Source organism: Halopiger xanaduensis SH-6 (assembly GCF_000217715.1).
GTDB lineage: Archaea > Halobacteriota > Halobacteria > Halobacteriales > Natrialbaceae > Halopiger > Halopiger xanaduensis.
Genome location: NC_015666.1, coordinates 1705145 through 1719939, shown reverse-complemented (window position 1 = coordinate 1719939; position 14795 = coordinate 1705145). Strand labels below are relative to the sequence as shown.

18 protein-coding genes are annotated in these 14795 nt (G+C 65.5%); 6 read left to right on the top strand and 12 right to left on the bottom strand.

Annotated features, from left to right (window positions below; genetic code table 11):
- Positions 1-27 precede the first annotated feature (27 nt).
- The 8 genes from HALXA_RS08400 to HALXA_RS08365 form a co-directional block, all read right to left on the bottom strand.
- Positions 28-1785 (bottom strand): vWA domain-containing protein, encoded by a 1758-nt coding sequence (locus HALXA_RS08400; RefSeq protein WP_013879908.1) that lies wholly within the window; start codon positions 1783-1785, stop codon positions 28-30.
- Between the two features lie 132 nt (positions 1786-1917).
- The gene (gene leuD, locus HALXA_RS08395; protein WP_013879907.1) at positions 1918-2553 is read right to left on the bottom strand and encodes a 3-isopropylmalate dehydratase small subunit; all 636 of its coding nucleotides are present in this window, start codon (positions 2551-2553) and stop codon (positions 1918-1920) included.
- On the bottom strand, positions 2550-3977 hold the full coding sequence (gene leuC / locus HALXA_RS08390) for a 3-isopropylmalate dehydratase large subunit (RefSeq protein WP_013879906.1): 1428 nt from the start codon (positions 3975-3977) through the stop codon (positions 2550-2552). Before leuC ends, leuD begins: the two co-directional genes overlap by 4 nt.
- The gene (locus tag HALXA_RS08385; protein WP_013879905.1) at positions 3974-4246 is read right to left on the bottom strand and encodes a hypothetical protein; all 273 of its coding nucleotides are present in this window, start codon (positions 4244-4246) and stop codon (positions 3974-3976) included. The genes leuC and HALXA_RS08385 overlap by 4 nt, the downstream gene beginning before the upstream one ends.
- Positions 4247-4267: 21 nt before the next feature.
- Positions 4268-5317, bottom strand: a complete 1050-nt coding sequence (gene ilvC / locus HALXA_RS08380) for a ketol-acid reductoisomerase (protein ID WP_013879904.1) — start codon at positions 5315-5317, stop codon at positions 4268-4270.
- A complete protein-coding gene (ilvN, locus tag HALXA_RS08375) occupies positions 5310-5999 on the bottom strand; it encodes an acetolactate synthase small subunit (RefSeq protein ID WP_013879903.1) in 690 nt (229 codons plus the stop codon). The genes ilvC and ilvN overlap by 8 nt, the downstream gene beginning before the upstream one ends.
- Positions 5996-7819 (bottom strand): biosynthetic-type acetolactate synthase large subunit, encoded by a 1824-nt coding sequence (ilvB, locus tag HALXA_RS08370; protein ID WP_013879902.1) that lies wholly within the window; start codon positions 7817-7819, stop codon positions 5996-5998. The genes ilvN and ilvB overlap by 4 nt, the downstream gene beginning before the upstream one ends.
- Before the next feature lie 425 nt (positions 7820-8244).
- The gene (locus HALXA_RS08365) at positions 8245-9504 is read right to left on the bottom strand and encodes a homocitrate synthase/isopropylmalate synthase family protein (RefSeq protein ID WP_171814684.1); all 1260 of its coding nucleotides are present in this window, start codon (positions 9502-9504) and stop codon (positions 8245-8247) included.
- Between the two features lie 498 nt (positions 9505-10002).
- Between HALXA_RS08365 and HALXA_RS08360 the strand changes: the two genes are divergently transcribed.
- The 3 genes from HALXA_RS08360 (at position 10003) to HALXA_RS08350 (ending at position 11114) form a co-directional block, all read left to right on the top strand.
- The gene (locus HALXA_RS08360) at positions 10003-10458 is read left to right on the top strand and encodes a ferritin-like domain-containing protein (protein ID WP_013879900.1); all 456 of its coding nucleotides are present in this window, start codon (positions 10003-10005) and stop codon (positions 10456-10458) included.
- Between the two features lie 79 nt (positions 10459-10537).
- Entirely contained in the window at positions 10538-10828 is a 291-nt protein-coding gene (locus tag HALXA_RS08355; RefSeq protein WP_013879899.1) for a DUF5779 family protein, read from the top strand.
- 91 nt (positions 10829-10919) lie between these two features.
- A complete protein-coding gene (locus HALXA_RS08350; RefSeq protein WP_013879898.1) occupies positions 10920-11114 on the top strand; it encodes a hypothetical protein in 195 nt (64 codons plus the stop codon).
- Positions 11115-11151: 37 nt separating this feature from the next.
- Here HALXA_RS08350 and HALXA_RS08345 read toward each other — a convergent pair whose 3' ends face one another.
- Together HALXA_RS08345 and HALXA_RS08340 are read right to left on the bottom strand one after the other, a co-directional pair.
- Complete coding sequence (locus HALXA_RS08345) at positions 11152-11649, bottom strand: YciE/YciF ferroxidase family protein (RefSeq protein WP_013879897.1); 498 nt, start codon at positions 11647-11649, stop codon at positions 11152-11154.
- A gap of 91 nt (positions 11650-11740) precedes the next feature.
- Entirely contained in the window at positions 11741-12481 is a 741-nt protein-coding gene (locus HALXA_RS08340) for a VOC family protein (protein ID WP_013879896.1), read from the bottom strand.
- Positions 12482-12600: 119 nt separating this feature from the next.
- Here HALXA_RS08340 and HALXA_RS08335 point away from each other — a divergent pair, with 119 nt between their 5' ends.
- Complete coding sequence (locus HALXA_RS08335) at positions 12601-13284, top strand: hypothetical protein (RefSeq protein WP_013879895.1); 684 nt, start codon at positions 12601-12603, stop codon at positions 13282-13284.
- A 71-nt stretch (positions 13285-13355) separates the two neighbouring features.
- Positions 13356-13799, top strand: coding sequence for a hypothetical protein (locus HALXA_RS08330; protein WP_013879894.1), 444 nt, complete (start codon positions 13356-13358; stop codon positions 13797-13799).
- 87 nt (positions 13800-13886) lie between these two features.
- Here HALXA_RS08330 and HALXA_RS22665 read toward each other — a convergent pair whose 3' ends face one another.
- Positions 13887-14015, bottom strand: a complete 129-nt coding sequence (locus HALXA_RS22665) for a hypothetical protein (RefSeq protein WP_280985395.1) — start codon at positions 14013-14015, stop codon at positions 13887-13889.
- Between the two features lie 137 nt (positions 14016-14152).
- Positions 14153-14362 (bottom strand): ribbon-helix-helix domain-containing protein, encoded by a 210-nt coding sequence (locus HALXA_RS08325; RefSeq protein WP_008894315.1) that lies wholly within the window; start codon positions 14360-14362, stop codon positions 14153-14155.
- Positions 14363-14463: 101 nt separating this feature from the next.
- Here HALXA_RS08325 and HALXA_RS08320 point away from each other — a divergent pair, with 101 nt between their 5' ends.
- Complete coding sequence (locus HALXA_RS08320; protein WP_013879893.1) at positions 14464-14793, top strand: DUF5789 family protein; 330 nt, start codon at positions 14464-14466, stop codon at positions 14791-14793.
- Positions 14794-14795: the final 2 nt, after the last annotated feature.

Sequence of the window (14795 nt, the reverse complement as noted above, 5' to 3'; positions counted from 1 at the left end):
CTCGCTTTTACGGGCCGTGGACGGGGGTCAGCCGCTCGCTAGAATCTCGTCGAGCAGTTCTCGCTCCCGCTCGAGGGCCTCGTCGCCGATCGCCTCGCGTTCCGAACGGAGGTGGTCGCGGAAGCGCTCGAGTCGCTCGTCGTACGGCGGTGACACCGTAAGCGGATCCGACTGCAACTCCCACTCGCCGAGCCGATCCGCTTCGGGGTCGGGAGCGGGGGCGATGCCGTCGTCGGCGCCGTCGACCGCGACGAGGTCGCCCTCGCGCTCGTGGATCGTCCAGTTCCGCAGCAGGTCGGCGTAGCGGGCCAGCAGGATCGCCTTGCGGACGGCGCTACTGCCGTAGCGCTCGTCGTCGCCGGACGGGAACGCGACGGTCTCGGTCGTCGATCGGCGCTCGCCCGACCGCGTCTCCCAGCTCGCCTCGAGGGTCAGCGTCGCGTCCGCCGAGTCCGCGTCCCCCGCGTCCGTCCGCGCGACCTGCACGAGGACGACGCCGCCTTTCGCCTCGCCGTCGGTTCGGGCCGACGGGAACAGCGTGTTCACGCGCATGAGTTCCCCCGTTGCCGAGTCCGCGGCCGTCGATCCGTACACCCGCACGATTTCGTACCCGTCGGCCGCGAGTTCCAGCGAGAGATCGTAGACCAGCGGCGACACCATGTACTCGAACTCCTCGGTCACGCGGCGCTCGAACTCGTCCGCGGAGTGGACGCTGTAGTAGTTCGCGCCGCGGACGGCCGTCAACCGATCGATCAGTTCCGCGTTGAAGTCCACGCCGACGCCGACCACCGTCGTATGGTGGTCCCGGTCGGCGTTCGCCTCGAGGCTCGCCTGGAGCTCGTCGGCGTCGGTCTCGCCGACGTTGATCTGGGCGTCCGTAATCAGGATCGTGCGGTTCTCGTACGCCTCGCGGTCGGCGTCGTCGTACTCGGCGACCAACTCCTCGCTCAACTCGAGTCCGGCCGAGACGTTCGTCCCGCCGCGGGCTTCGACGTCTTCGCGCATGTGCTCGCGGATCGCGTCCATATCGGTTCGGTCGACCTCACGAAGCGGCTTCGCGAGGTGCGCTTCGCCGTTGAACAGCACGACGCCGAGCCGGTCGTCGGGCCGGAGCTGCCGCGTCATCGCGGCCAGCGCCTCCTTCGCGACGTCGATCTTCGGCCGACTTGTGTCGCCCTCGGCTTCGTGCCGGTTGCCGAACTGATCGTAGTAGTAGTCGTCGAAGCTGGCGCGCATCGAGCCCGAGATGTCCAGCACGACCACGAGGTTCAGCGCCGGGCGTTCGAACTCAGATTGGGCGAGGCCCGACTCGAGGCCGACCGACAGGTACCGCTCGGGCTCGCCGGAAAGCGGGTCCGGCGCCACGGCCGGCGTATAGGTCGGGCAGAACAGCGAGCCGCAGGAGCCGTCGCCGCCGGTGTCGAAGTAGTACTCGTGGAACAGCCCCTCGGTGGCCACGCTCTCGGGGAGCGGCAGGTAGCCTTCGGCGACGTTGCGCCTGAGCGTGCCGACGTCGGCGGCGCCGCCGGCCGCGAGTCCGATGCTTTCGTCGGTGCTCGTCGCCATTTCGACGCCGTTGCCACCCGCCGCGTCGTCGCTCCCGCCGAAACTCCAGAGGCCGTTGTCGTCGTCCTCGCGCTCCGGCGAGTACTGCCAGTCGTCGACCCGCTCCCCGTCAGTTGCCGTCGACGGCGTCGACGTCGGCAGCGAACAGCCGGCCAGCGCGGCGCTCGAGGCGGCGGCAGCGGTACAGAGCGTCAGGAATCGTCGTCGATCGGAGGGCATAGCCGACGCTACGCGCCGCCGTTCATAATCGGTTCGGCAAACTGAAACGACGATTGTAGCTAGCGCGGCGGCTTCGAGACGGCGATTCGGAAACTCGAGAGAACGAAGGATCGAACGGCGACCGGCGCGACGCTACTCGGTTTCAGGAATCGCCGCGTCTTCGACGTACGGCAGTTCCTCGGCCTTCTTGCGGACTTCCCCGGCGTTGGACTTCATCAGCGCCGTCGTGTCCCAGACGCCCTCGACTAAGGCTTTGCGCTGGGCCTCGTCGACGGTGACGTCGATGGTCCGTCCGCCGTAGGTGACTTCCTCGGCTTCGACGTCGATCTCGATTTCTTCGTCGGGGTGCTCGTCGACCCAGTCCTGCAGTTCCTGGATCGTCTCGCTGTCGGCCGTGACGGTCGGAATCCCGAGGGCCAGACAGTTGCCCGCGAAGATCTCGGCGAAGCTCTCGCCGATGATCGCGTCGATCCCCCAGCGCATCAGGGCCTGAGGCGCGTGCTCGCGCGAGGAGCCGCAGCCGAAGTTGCTGTTGACGACCATCACCGAGGAGTCCTGATAGCGGTCCTCGTTCATCGGATGGTCTTTGGGGTTGTCGTCGTCATCGAACCGGACGTCGAAGAACGCGAACTCGCCCAGTCCGTCGAAGGTGACGACCTTCATGAACCGCGCGGGGATGATCTGGTCGGTGTCGATGTCGTTCCCCCGGATCGGGATACCGGACCCGGTGACGTAGTTGACTTCAGGGATTTCAACTTCGTCGCTCATCGGGCGGTCACCTCCGCTTCCGGCAGTTCGCGAACGTCGGTCACTTCACCCTGGATCGCCGCCGCGGCGACCATCCGCGGGTTCATCAGGACGGTGCGCCCGTCCTTACTCCCCTGGCGGCCGATGAAGTTCCGGTTCGAGGAGGAGGCGCAGGCCTCGTCGCCCTCGAGCTGGTCCTCGTTCATGCCGAGACACATCGAACAGCCGGCGTTGCGCCACTCGAAGCCGGCTTCCTCGAAGGTGTCTTTGAGGCCTTCCTCCTCGGCCTGCTTCTGCACGCGCTGGCTGCCGGGGACGACCATCGCGCGGACGTCGTCGTGGACCTCGCGGCCCTCGACAATGCGGGCCGCGCGTCGCAGGTCCGGCAGGCGGGCGTTCGTACAGGAGCCGAGGAAGGCCACGTCGATGTCGTAACCTGCCATCGTGTCGCCGGGCTCGACGCGCATGTGCTCCTGGGCGCGTCGCGCGGTGTCCTGCTTATCTTCGGGCAGGTCCTCGGGCGCCGGGATCGGATCCGTGATGCCGATTCCCTGGCCAGGGGTGGTGCCCCAGGTGACGACCGGCTCGAGTTCGTTCGCGTCGATGCGGACGATGTCGTCGTATTCGGCGTCCTCGTCGGATCGAATCGACTCCCAGTAGGGTTTGAGTTCCTCGAAGCGCTCGGGGTTTTCCTGGAAGTAGTCCGTCTCCTCGAGCCACTCGTAGGTGGTCTCGTCGGGGTTGACGTAGCCCGCGCGGGCGCCGCCCTCGATGGACATGTTGCAGATCGACATCCGACCCTCCATGCCCAGCGACTCGATGGCCTCGCCGGCGTACTCGTAGACGTAGCCGACGCCGCCCTCGGTGCCGAGTCGGCGGATGATCTCGAGGATGATGTCCTTGGCCTCGACGCCCTCGCCGAGTTCGCCGTCGACCTGGATCTTCCGCACTTTCTGCTTCTCCATGGCGACGGTGCCCGTCGCGAGCACGTCCCGGATCTGGCTGGTGCCGATCCCGAACGCGAGCGCGCCGAAGGCGCCGTGCGTGGAGGTGTGCGAGTCGCCGCAGACGATCGTCTTGCCGGGCTGGGTGAGGCCCTGCTCCGGTCCGATGACGTGGACGATCCCCTGATCGCCCGTCGTCGGGTCCGAGAACTCGATGCCGGCCTCGCGGACGTTCTCCTCGAGTTCGGCCATCATCTCCTCGGCCGCGTCCTCCTCGTAGGGGCGGGACTGGTCGGCCGTCGGGACGATGTGGTCGACCGTCGCGTGGGTCAGTTCGGGGTAGGCGACCTCGAGGTCGCGCTCGCGGAGCATCCCGAACGCCTGCGGGCTCGTCACCTCGTGGATGAGGTGGAGGCCGATGAACAGTTGGTCCTGTCCGGTCGGCAGCGTCGTGACTTTGTGTCGATCCCAGACCTTGTCGTACAGCGTGCCTTCGCTCATTCCTCGTCCTCTACCGGATTTTGTTTCCCGCGTTCGAAGACGCGGTTCGCGTCGTCCGCGTCGTGGGGCGGCGTGTGGTCCACGTCCGCCATCGTGGCGTCTCGGTTATCTGGTTCCTCGTCTGGCGCGGCCTCGGCGTCAGCCGGCCGGCCGCCGTCCGCCGCGACCGTCGGGCCGCGGCTGAACAGTCGACCGGACGTCTCCCCCGTGTAGGGGTTGGTGTGGCTGACGCCGGCCATCGTTCGCACGTCGTTTGCGTTGTCGCTCATTGTGTCATTGCACCGGGTTCGTTAGTCGTCCGCCGGAACCTCTTCGGCTTCGGCCTCCGCCGCTTCCTCCTCGGCCCACGCGAACAGCGCGCGCAGCCGTTCGCCGACGTCCTCGATCTCGTGGTTCTTCTCAGCCTGGCGGAGCTGGCTGTAGGTCGGTCGCTTGGCCTGGTTCTCGAGGATCCATTCACGGGTGAACTCGCCGTTCTGGACCTCCTCGAGAGTCTCTTCCATGTTCTCGCGGACGTGCTCGTCGACGATCTCGTCGCCGCGGGTCAGGCCGCCGTATTCGGCAGTGTCGGAGACCGAATCCCACATCTCGCTGAGCCCGCCCTCGTACATCAGATCGACGATGAGCTTGAGCTCGTTGAGACACTCGAAGTAGGCGATTTCGGGCGAGTAGCCCGCGTCGACCAGGGTCTCGTAGCCGTGTTTGACCAGCGAGGTCACGCCGCCACAGAGGACGGCCTGCTCGCCGAAGAGGTCGGACTCGACTTCCTCCTGGAACGTCGTCTCGATGACGCCGGCGCGAGTGCAGCCGATTCCCTTCGCGTACGCGAGGGCGCGCTCCTCGGCGTCGCCGGTCGTGTCCTGGTAGATCGCCAGCAGGCCGGGCGTCCCCTCGTCGTTCTCGTAGTTCCGGCGGACGAGGTGGCCCGGACTCTTCGGCGCGACCATCGTCACGTCGACGTCCTCGGGGGGCTGGATCTGGTTGTAGTGGATGTTCAGCCCGTGGGCGAACTGCAGCGTGTCGCCGCTCTCTAAGTTCGGCTCGATGGTGTTCTCGTAGACGTCCGGCTGGACGGTGTCGGGCACGAGCACGGAGATGTAGGAGGCCTGCGCCACGGCGTCGCCGGGCGTCGCGACCTCGAGTCCGTCTTCCTCGGCGGCCGAGCGCGAGGGGGAGCCCTCGCGGAGGCCGACGACTACGTCCACGCCGCTCTCGTGGAGGTTCAGCGCGTGGGCGTGGCCCTGGCTCCCGTAGCCCAGCACGGCTACGGTCTCGTCGTCGAGCGTCGATACGTCTGCGTCGTCGTCGTAGTAGATCTCGGTGGTGAATTCGTCAGTCATCGGAAGTTGTCTGCGGTTGTTGTTGGGTGTGGTTCGCCTCGTCGGCGGTCGATGCTTCTGCACTCGAGCCGGCCGGTGCGGCCGTCTCGTCGGTGCCGCGAGCGAGCGCCGTCGTCCCGGTCCGGGAAATCTCCCGAATGCCGAACTGACTGAATGTCTCGACCGCGGCTTCGATCTTCTGTCGCGCGCCCGTGATCTCGAAGGTCGCCGTCTCGGGACTCGAGTCGACGGTCGTCGCGTCGTACATGTCCGCGACGGCGCTGACCGCGGCGGGATCGCGAGCGTCGACCTTCACGAGCGCCAGTTCCCGCTGCATCGCGTCGGGCTCGAGCTCTCGGACCGAGACGACCGGCAGCAGCTTCCGCAGCTGCTTTTTGATCTGGTCGATTCCGGGGTCGGGCTCCTCGACGACGACCGTGATACGGGCCCAGTCGTCGTCCTTCGTCGGCCCGACGGTCAGGCTCTCGATGTTGAACTGCCGCCTCGAGAACAGCCCCGAGACTTCCGCGAGCACGCCGGGCTCGTGTTCGACCAGCGCCGAGATGACGGTCCGGCGCGGCTCGTGGGTCGCCTCGACCTCGGGGTCGATGCGAATGCCCTGCTTGTTGCGCCGGCCCTCGGGAGAGGGGCGTTTCTCGGGTGCCGGTCCCTCGAGTCCGCGTTCGAACTCGTCGCCGCTCATAGCTGGTCCTCCGTCAGCGCGAACTGCCCGTTGTCGCCGCCGCTGGGAACCATCGGGTAGACGTTGGCCTGCGGGTCGATGTGGACGTCGATGACCGACGGCCCGTCGTACGCGATGGCCGATTCGATGGTGTCGGCGACCTCGTCGTAGTCGTCGATGCGGTACCCCTGCGCGCCGAAGGCTTCGGCGAGCTTGTCGAACTCGGGCATCCAGCCGTAGTCCGACGCGGAGTGGCGCCCGTCGAAGAAGGCGTCCTGCCACTGTCGGACCATCCCGATGTACTCGTTGTTGAGCACCGCGACGGTGATGTCAAGGTCCTCGCGAACCGCGACCGACAGCCCCTGCAGGGTCATCAGGAAGGAACCGTCGCCGTCGACGCAGATCACTTCCTGATCGTCGTCGGCCGCGACCCGCGCGCCGATCGCCGCGGGCAGGCCGTAGCCCATCGTCCCGAGCCCGTGGCTCGAGACCCACGTGCGCGGCTCGGTGAACGTCCAGTACTGGCAGGCCCACATCTGGTGCTGGCCGACGCCGGTCGTCACGATGGCCTCGTCGCTCGTGGCCTCATCGAGGGCCTCCACGACGAACTGCGGCTGGACGGGTTTGTCCTCGGGCGTCTCGTAGTCCATCGAGTACTCGGACTTCCACTGCTGGCACTGCGCGCGCCACTTCTTCGCCTGCGGCGACTCGTCAACCGCTTCCTGCAGTTGCTCGACGACGGTTTCGGCGTCGCCGACCAGCGGGTAGTCCGCGTAGATGTTCTTCGAGATCTCGGCGGGGTCGATGTCGACGTGGATGAGCTCCGCCTCGGGGGCGAAGGTCTCGATGCCGCCGGTCAGGCGGTCGTCGAACCGGGTGCCGATGCCGATCAGCGTGTCGCAGTGCGTGATCGCCATGTTGGCGTAGCCGGTCCCGTGCATCCCCGCCATCTCGAGCGAGAGCTCGTGATCCTCGGGGAACGAACCGAGGCCGGGCATCGTCGTGATGACCGGGATTTCATGCTCGATGGCGAACTCCCGACAGGCCTCGCTGGCCTCGCCCTTGATGACGCCGCCGCCCAGCAGCATCACGGGCCGCTCGGAATTTTCGATCCGTTCGGCCGCCGCCTCAACGATTTCCTCGTCGGCCCGCTCCTGGACCTCGTAGGTGTCGGGCGTCTTCGGCGCGTCGGGTTCGGCGTCGGTGTCGGACTTGGTGATGTCCTTGGGCAGGTCGACCAGCGTCGGCCCCGGTCGGCCCTCGCTGGCGAGCGCGAAGGCCTCGCTGACGTCGGTGCCAACGCGGTCCGGATCGGACGCGAAGGCGTTGTTCTTCGTGACCGGCGTCGTGACGCCGGTGGTGTCCGTCTCCTGGAACGCGTCGTTGCCGACGAACTCCGTCGGCACCTGGCCGGTCAGCGCGACCAGCGGATCCGAGTCCATGTCGGCGTCCGCCAGTCCCGTCACGAGGTTCGTCGCGCCCGGACCCGAGGTCGCTAGACAGATGCCCGGCTTGCCCGAGACGATGCCGTAGGCGTCGGCCGCGTGGGCCGCGCCCTGCTCGTGGGCCATCGTCACGTGCGTGATCTCGGAGTCGTAGAGGGCGTCGTAGACGGGCATGATTGCCCCGCCCTGCACGCCGAAGGCGTACTCGACGCCCGCGTTCTCTAACGCGCGGACGACGGCCTCGGCGCCGTTGGTGACCGGTTCGGGCTCCGACGTCGAATCGGCTTCGGGCACCGATTTGGCGGCGTCCGGCGCCGCGCTGTCCGTGATCTGGTCGTCCGCCTGTTCCTCCTCGTCTGCGTCGGCTGGTGTAACCGGTGTTGCGCGTTCGCTCATCGAGTCTCCCCCGCCGCGGTGCGGCGAGCAGTCGTGGGTTTCGGTGTAGGGTACGGTGTCATCTGCTGGGTGTGTGATCGCTCTGAAAACGGTGCGAACCCGAAATCGAAGCTGCGACGGACTAGTAGAGATGGGGCTAAAGCGCCCCTACAATACGAATCGGAGCGAGCGCGCTGGTGCCGACCGTAAGGCGAGCCGGCGTCGTTGCGCGTTCCGTCATTACTGACGATGTAGGTTGCTCGACTCACATAATCTTTGCGTGTCGAGCAACGTCTGCCCCTGCAGCCGTCGCCGCGAGTGCGATCACGAGTCCGAACGCGAGTCGGTCGGCTCGAGGAGTTCGAGTTACGCACGGCACTCGAAGCGCTCGAACGCGAACGGTATAGCCGGTGCTCGCGAACGGTGGCAAACGGGGAGGACATCCCTCAGGCGCGCACCTCCTCCTCTTCCTGGTCGTCGCGCTCTCGCCGGCGATCGACGCCGGCTTCCTCCGCGAAGCGCTCGAGGTCGCTGACCGTGACCCGGCGCTTCTCGGCGCCGTAGTCTTTGACCCGTCGGGTGACCGCGCGGACCTCGTCGTCGGTCGGCTCGAAGCCGAGCTCGTCGAGGCGCTCGCGGACCGAGTGGGTTCCGGTGTGTTTCCCCATGACCAGGCGACGCTCGGCGCCGACCATCTCCGGGGTCATGACGCCGGGCTCGAAGGTGTCGGAGTTCTCGATGACGCCGGCGGCGTGGATACCGCTCTCGTGGGAGAAGGCGTTGTCGCCGACGACGGGCTTGTTGCCCGGCGTCTCGATGGTGCTCTTCTCCTCGACGATCTCGGAGAGTTCGGTGATGCGCGTCGTGTCGATCCCCGTGTCGGTCTGGTAGAGGGACTCGACGGCCATCACGAACTCCTCGTAGGCGGCGTTGCCGGCGCGCTCGCCGATGGAGTTGACCGACACCTGCGCCTGATCGGCGCCCGCTTCGATGCCGGCCAGCGCGTTCGCGGTGGCCAGCCCGAAGTCGTCGTGGGTGTGGACGTCGATCCGAGCGTCGGTGTGGGCCTCGACCTTCTCGATCATCGCCTTGAACCGACTCGGCGTGGCGACGCCGCAGGTGTCGGGAATGTTGATCCAGTCGGTTCCCGCCGCCGTGACCGCTTCGATCACGTCGATCAGGAACTCCTCGTCGGTGCGCGTCGCGTCCATCGGCGAGAACATGCAGGTGACGCCCGCCTCTTTGACGCGTTCGACCGACTCGACTGCGCGCTGTACGACCTCGTCCCGCGTGGCGTGCATCGAATCCTCGATCTGGACGTCGCTGGTGCTGACGAACGTGTGCACCATCTCGACGCCGGAATCCAGCGCCGCTTCGATGTCCTTGTCGACGACGCGGCCTAACCCGCAGGTTGTCGTCGACGTCGAGGATGCGATATCGCGAACGGCCTCGAACTCCGCGTCGGAGTTGACGGGGAACCCGGCTTCGATAACGTGGGTCCCCATCTCGTCCAAGATCGAGGCGATCTGTCGCTTATCGTCATACGAGAACGAGGTTCCGGGCGACTGCTCGCCGTCCCGGAGGGTCGTATCGAAGACACGTGCTGACTCTATTTCGTCAGTGGAATCTAACGTGCCCTGGAAGAACTCGACCCCCCTGACTGGTGTCAGAGGACGAACCGTCTTGTGAAGACATTGTATCAGAATCCGAGGCGGGACTGGATATATAAATCTACCGCTGAATCGAACCAGAACTGACGAGTTACCACTTCACACAGAAATCTGGACAGCGGAAAATCGCATGACACCAACGACCTAATACACCCTATATCGACTATTATCATACCAGTCGATCGGCGCCAGTTTGCCGCGTCACTCGGATATCGAGACGGATTCGCCCCTTCACGAACCTCGAGCGCGCTCTCGCGCACCCTCGAGTAAACGTTCGGTCAGCGCAGTCGCGTGAGGGATCACCGAAGATTACAGATAGCCATTTTTCTATGTCGAGATCGACACTCGTCTACTGATACCGATTATCCGTGTGCCCTGTTGACTCAACGCGACTCACGCGTTCAATCGTCCAATTTCGGGAATGATCGCATCGCTCCGATCGGGTGACGGTGGACCGCAGATCCCGACACACGACTTCGGACGGCACAAGCGCGTGTCAACATTTTACGTGCGCTCGTGGTAGGCCGGCCCGGTATGACGACCGACGAAATCACCGATCTCCTGACGGAGGCGTACAACGACGAACTCGAGACCGTGATGAACTACCTGACGAACGCGATCGTCCTCGACGGGATCCACGCCGAAGAAGTCAAAGCGAGCTTAGAGGAGGACATTCAGGAAGAACTGGATCACGCGCGCATACTGGGCGAGCGGTTGAAGCAACTCGACGAGTCGCCGCCGGGATCCGAGTCGTTCGAGGCGAAGCAGTCGGGGCTACAGCCGCCCGCGGATACGACCGACGTCCAGTCGGTCATCGACGGGGTGCTCCAGGCGGAGGAGGACGCGATCGAAACCTACCGGTCGCTCATCGAAGCCGCCGACGACGCGAACGATCCGGTGACCGAGGACGTCGCGGTGACGATCCTCACGGACGAGGAGGCCCACCGAACCGAGTTCCGCGGGTTCCAGAAGGAGTTCCCGATGGACTGATGAACCTCCGTAGTCATCCGCGATGAGTTAGGCGGCGGGCAGAGGAACGTTTTTCTCGTCGCGCTCCAAGGAGGGCCACATGAGCGACTTCGACCTCGACCTTCGGGCGGTCGAGGAACACATCGACGAGGAGCTCGAACTCGAGGGAAGCATCGTACTCGGCGTTCTCGACGGGACGACGTCGGACGACGAGTGGCTCGAGACCGTCTCGAGCGGGAACGTGCTCGTCCTCTGCGTCGAGGGCGAGGTCAACGAACTGGCGTCAGGCTTCGCCCGCGACGTCAAGGAGGCTGGCGGCAATCTGGTTCACTTCCGGGGCTTCCTGATCGTGGCGCCGCCGGGGGTAGACGTCAGCACGGATCGATTGTAATCGGCGTTGGGAGCTGTCAACGATCGAATACCGTTCTCGGCGCGCACGCCGATCTCGCGAATTCACCTCCCCGACGTCGGAAAACTAACTGATGAAACTGGTCGACCGCACGGACGAGTCCGTCCGCGAGCATCCGGCGCTCGCCGTCGGCCTGTTCCTCCTGCTGTTTACCTGGTACGGCATTCAAACCCACAACTGGCTTCTCCTGACAGCCGTCGGGCTTCTCGGCCTCTTCTTGGCTGCGCAACTCCTCCTCGAGTTCGCCGACCGAGAGGGAGACGACTAGTACGTCGAAAAAGAAACCTTCGCTCGAGCCGGCGTCGCTACTCCGAGACCGTCAGTTCGCCGTAATCGAACTCCTCGCCCATCTGTGAGAGGGTATCGAGTTCGTCCTGTTCCTCGCGCATCGTCTCCTCTAGCATGTCGGCGACGTCGTCCATCCCGAGCTGGTCGGCCATCGGGATGAGGTTGCCGTAGGTGGCGATCTCGTAGTGTTCTGACTTCTGGCCCGCGGCGATGTTGAACCGGTCGATGGCCTGGTCACTGGGGTTCTGATCCATGAACTCCTCGTGGGCCTGGATCATCCCCTCGACGACGGGGTCTTCCTCCGCCTCGGCGTCCGCGTCGAGCTGTTCGAACACCTGCTCGATGCGGTCGATGTGCTGTTGGGTTTCCTCGCGGTGCTCGGCGAACCCGCTTTTCAGTTCCTCGTTCGAGGAGGAACTCTCGAGTTCGTCGAGGGCGTCGACGAGGCGCTGTTCGGTGTAGTACGCGTGCTTCAGGCCGGATACGAAGAGGTCTTCGGTTGAGTCGATGCTCATGGGCGATCCGTGTGAGCGGACAGCGCTTCTGTCAATAAGGCATCGCCTTGCAACTGAGCGGGACGCGAAGGGGACGACAAAAGCCGCTGTCTCAGTCCGTGAACGTGAGAAAGTGGCCGTCCGGATCGCGAACGACGACCCGTTCGTCCGTCTCCCGCTCGACTGACCGGACGCCGTCGCGGACGGCCTCGAGCACCTGCGTCGGCACCTCGCCCTCGACCTCGAACCCGAGATCGACGTGCACCCCGCCGCGGGCGTCTGCGATCCCTAACTGCGGTTCCCACAACTCGAGGGCCAGATCCATCGACTCGGGACCGTTCATCCGCACGCGTCTGCGCTCGCTACCCCTGTCGACGGTCTCGAAACCGAGGTCGGCGTAGAACGACTCCGCCCGTTCGAGCGACTCGACCTCGAGAACGACCTCGAAGACCCCGTCAATCCCGGGGCCGTCGACGTCGCGCTGGCCGAGTTCGACGCAGTTTCCGTCCGGATCGTACAGGTACAGCGACTTCGCGGCGCCGAACTGAGTTTCCTTGAGGTCGCCGTCGTACCGCTCGGAGAGGCGGTCCCACCAGTCGTCGTACTCGGCGGCCGGGATCGAGAACGCGAAGTGCGTGTGCAGACCGCCCCGCGGGACGCCGGTCGGCCGGCGCAGGACGAGGTCGGTTTCGCCCGCTGCGAACGTGAGTGCGTCTCCGTTTGCCTCCCCGCTTTCCCGGGTCCGTTCCTCGCGTCCGTCGCGGACGTCCATCTCGAGCGTCTCTGCGTAGAACCGCTGTGCCGGCTCGAGGTACTTGACCTCGAGCGCGAGCCAGGCGAGCCGGGTGAGCATGGAGATTGTTACGCGAGGCGGGCGCATAGTAGCGTCGCCGGATCGCCGCGTTCCCGGAAGAAGCGGAACGCCGCGCCGCGTGACGGCCGTTTATGGCACTGACGCCCGTAGACGCTCCTATGAGCTTCCGCATCGACGAGCGCGCAACCGAGTTTGAGGAGATCGATCGCTACGACCACGGCGTCGGCTGGATCGCCCATCCGGACGAGGAAATGCAGCGAGCGAGCCACGCCATCGAGGTCGACGGCGACGTCTGGGTAATCGACCCCGTCGACGCCGAGGGCCTGGACGAACTGCTCGCCGAATTTGGCGACGTCGCCGGCGTCGTCGTCCTGCTCGACCGCCACACCCGCGACGCCGCCACGATTGCCAACCGCCACAACGTCCCGGTCTACCTGCACGACTCGTTTTCGGGCGTCACCGGCGACCTCGAGGCGGCGGTCGCCCGCTTCGGGGACGAGCTCTCGGATACCGGCATCGAAGCACGTTCGGTCGTCGACAACCGATTCTGGCAGGAAATTGCGCTCTACGATCCGCGCGACGATACGCTCGTCGTCCCCGAGTCGGTCGGCACGGGTGACTACTTCCGTGCCGGGAACGAACGGCTGGGCATCCACCCGATGCGTCGACTCGTCCCGCCCCGCGAGACGCTCGGTCAGTTCGACCCCGAGCGCATCCTCGTCGGCCACGGCGCTGGCGTGCTGTCGAACGCCGATGTCGCACTTGAGGACGCACTCCAGAACTCGCGTCGCCGGGCACCGGGGGTCTACGCCGGAATGGTCCGGGAGTTCCTCCCCGTTTGAAGCGTCGGTTTCCGCGCGGCGATGGCACGCGCGGGGAATACACCTAACTACCGCCCGTCCATACGTCGCCTGTGGTCTACATCACGCGAGCGCTCGTCGACGTCCTGCTCGATCTGGCCAGCGACGCCGATCCCGATCGCGTGACGACCGGCGTCTCCGTCACGCCCGCGGGCGACCTCGAGAACGCCGATGCCGTCCCGCCCGAGACGCCGGTCTTTACGGACTTCTTCCTCCCCGATCCCGGCAACCCGGTCAACGCAGTCTTCGGCGTCGACCTCACGACGCCTGTCCGCCAAGCGCAGGGCCGATTCGTCTCCCACCCCGTCCGCGAACTCGAGGTGACGAAACGCGACGACCTCGCACAGGTGATCTTCGTCGCGGTGCCGCCCTGGGGAACCGGTCAGGACTCCTTCGGCGCGTTCAATCGGTCGGGCGAACGGCAGCCGCTCGAGATCATCGACGCGCAGGCGCCGGCGGAGTCATTCTCCGAGTCGGAGTCAGAGTCGAAGTTGTAGTGAGTGCGGTGGGGGTGTACTAACGGGTCGGCGAAGGCGGTAGGCAACACCACCCGAAAGGGTATAAAATCGAAGTGTGCTCGGCGGTTAGCCCGGATTGGGCGTCGGGAAGCCGTTGTCGTCGATGATTCGGCCGATGATGCTATCGCGCTGCCGGTCTCGATCGTCGTCCCTCTCGGAGTCGTCCGACGATGGGAAGCCCGGTACGTGTGGCATACGACTCGACCTCCACGTCTCACTAGTGACTCGAGGCGGAAAAGAATCGGGGACCGCTGCGTTCGTCGGTGCCTCATCCCTCAGTGAGACCGTCTATAGGATCGCTTAGTGCTTCCGCCCCCGTCGCTCTCGCGCCGTTACTCGAGGTAGCCCAGCCCACGGAGCTGTTCGGTGATCTCCTCGAACTCGGCTTCCGTCAGTTCGCCTTCCTTCTGGTGCTGGATGACGATGCTGCGCAGCAGGAATCGGACGAGGTCGCTCGTGCTCTGGAAGCTCGTGCCGTCGATCGTCTCCTCGACGCGGTCGGCGAGATCCTTCGGGATCGAGACGGTGGTGTACTCGGTCATACACCAACCTCTGTCGCCGGCCCCAAAGGCGTGTCGACCGCTCTCGTCGCGTTCGTCGCGTCTTCGTAGCGATTTTTAAAGCTGCCTCACTAGTTCACTGTATGGGCGTTCGGCCACCCTCGAGCGGAGACGACGACGAACCCGAGAGCATCGAATTCGGCATCGCCGCTGTCGACGCGAAGCTGCGCGATTCCGACCTCTCCTTCCCGGCGACGAAAGACGACGTCGCGGCCGAACTCGGCCACGAACGGATCCCGTACAACGTGCACGGGGACGACGTTGCGCTGGGCGAGATGCTCGCGGAAGTTACCACGCAGGAGTTTCGCTCCCGTCAGGAACTGTTGAACGAACTGCACCAACCTTTCGAGGAGTATCGCCGACAAAACTCGGGTGGCGTCTTCCAGCAGGTCCGCTCGATGCTCCCCTTCTAATC

Excerpts from the sequence above, each read along its gene's own strand:
- HALXA_RS08400 (WP_013879908.1), bottom strand. The coding sequence starts at position 1,785 with ATGCCCTCCGATCGACGACGATTCCTGACGCTCTGTACCGCTGCCGCC.
- leuD (WP_013879907.1), bottom strand. The coding sequence starts at position 2,553 with ATGAGCGACGAAGTTGAAATCCCTGAAGTCAACTACGTCACCGGGTCC.
- leuC (WP_013879906.1), bottom strand. The coding sequence starts at position 3,977 with ATGAGCGAAGGCACGCTGTACGACAAGGTCTGGGATCGACACAAAGTC.
- HALXA_RS08385 (WP_013879905.1), bottom strand. The coding sequence starts at position 4,246 with ATGAGCGACAACGCAAACGACGTGCGAACGATGGCCGGCGTCAGCCAC.
- ilvC (WP_013879904.1), bottom strand. The coding sequence starts at position 5,317 with ATGACTGACGAATTCACCACCGAGATCTACTACGACGACGACGCAGAC.
- ilvN (WP_013879903.1), bottom strand. The coding sequence starts at position 5,999 with ATGAGCGGCGACGAGTTCGAACGCGGACTCGAGGGACCGGCACCCGAG.
- ilvB (WP_013879902.1), bottom strand. The coding sequence starts at position 7,819 with ATGAGCGAACGCGCAACACCGGTTACACCAGCCGACGCAGACGAGGAG.
- HALXA_RS08360 (WP_013879900.1), top strand. The coding sequence starts at position 10,003 with ATGACGACCGACGAAATCACCGATCTCCTGACGGAGGCGTACAACGAC.
- HALXA_RS08355 (WP_013879899.1), top strand. The coding sequence starts at position 10,538 with ATGAGCGACTTCGACCTCGACCTTCGGGCGGTCGAGGAACACATCGAC.
- HALXA_RS08350 (WP_013879898.1), top strand. The coding sequence starts at position 10,920 with ATGAAACTGGTCGACCGCACGGACGAGTCCGTCCGCGAGCATCCGGCG.
- HALXA_RS08345 (WP_013879897.1), bottom strand. The coding sequence starts at position 11,649 with ATGAGCATCGACTCAACCGAAGACCTCTTCGTATCCGGCCTGAAGCAC.
- HALXA_RS08340 (WP_013879896.1), bottom strand. The coding sequence starts at position 12,481 with ATGCTCACCCGGCTCGCCTGGCTCGCGCTCGAGGTCAAGTACCTCGAG.
- HALXA_RS08335 (WP_013879895.1), top strand. The coding sequence starts at position 12,601 with ATGAGCTTCCGCATCGACGAGCGCGCAACCGAGTTTGAGGAGATCGAT.
- HALXA_RS22665 (WP_280985395.1), bottom strand. The coding sequence starts at position 14,015 with ATGCCACACGTACCGGGCTTCCCATCGTCGGACGACTCCGAGAGGGAC.
- HALXA_RS08325 (WP_008894315.1), bottom strand. The coding sequence starts at position 14,362 with ATGACCGAGTACACCACCGTCTCGATCCCGAAGGATCTCGCCGACCGC.
- HALXA_RS08320 (WP_013879893.1), top strand. The coding sequence starts at position 14,464 with ATGGGCGTTCGGCCACCCTCGAGCGGAGACGACGACGAACCCGAGAGC.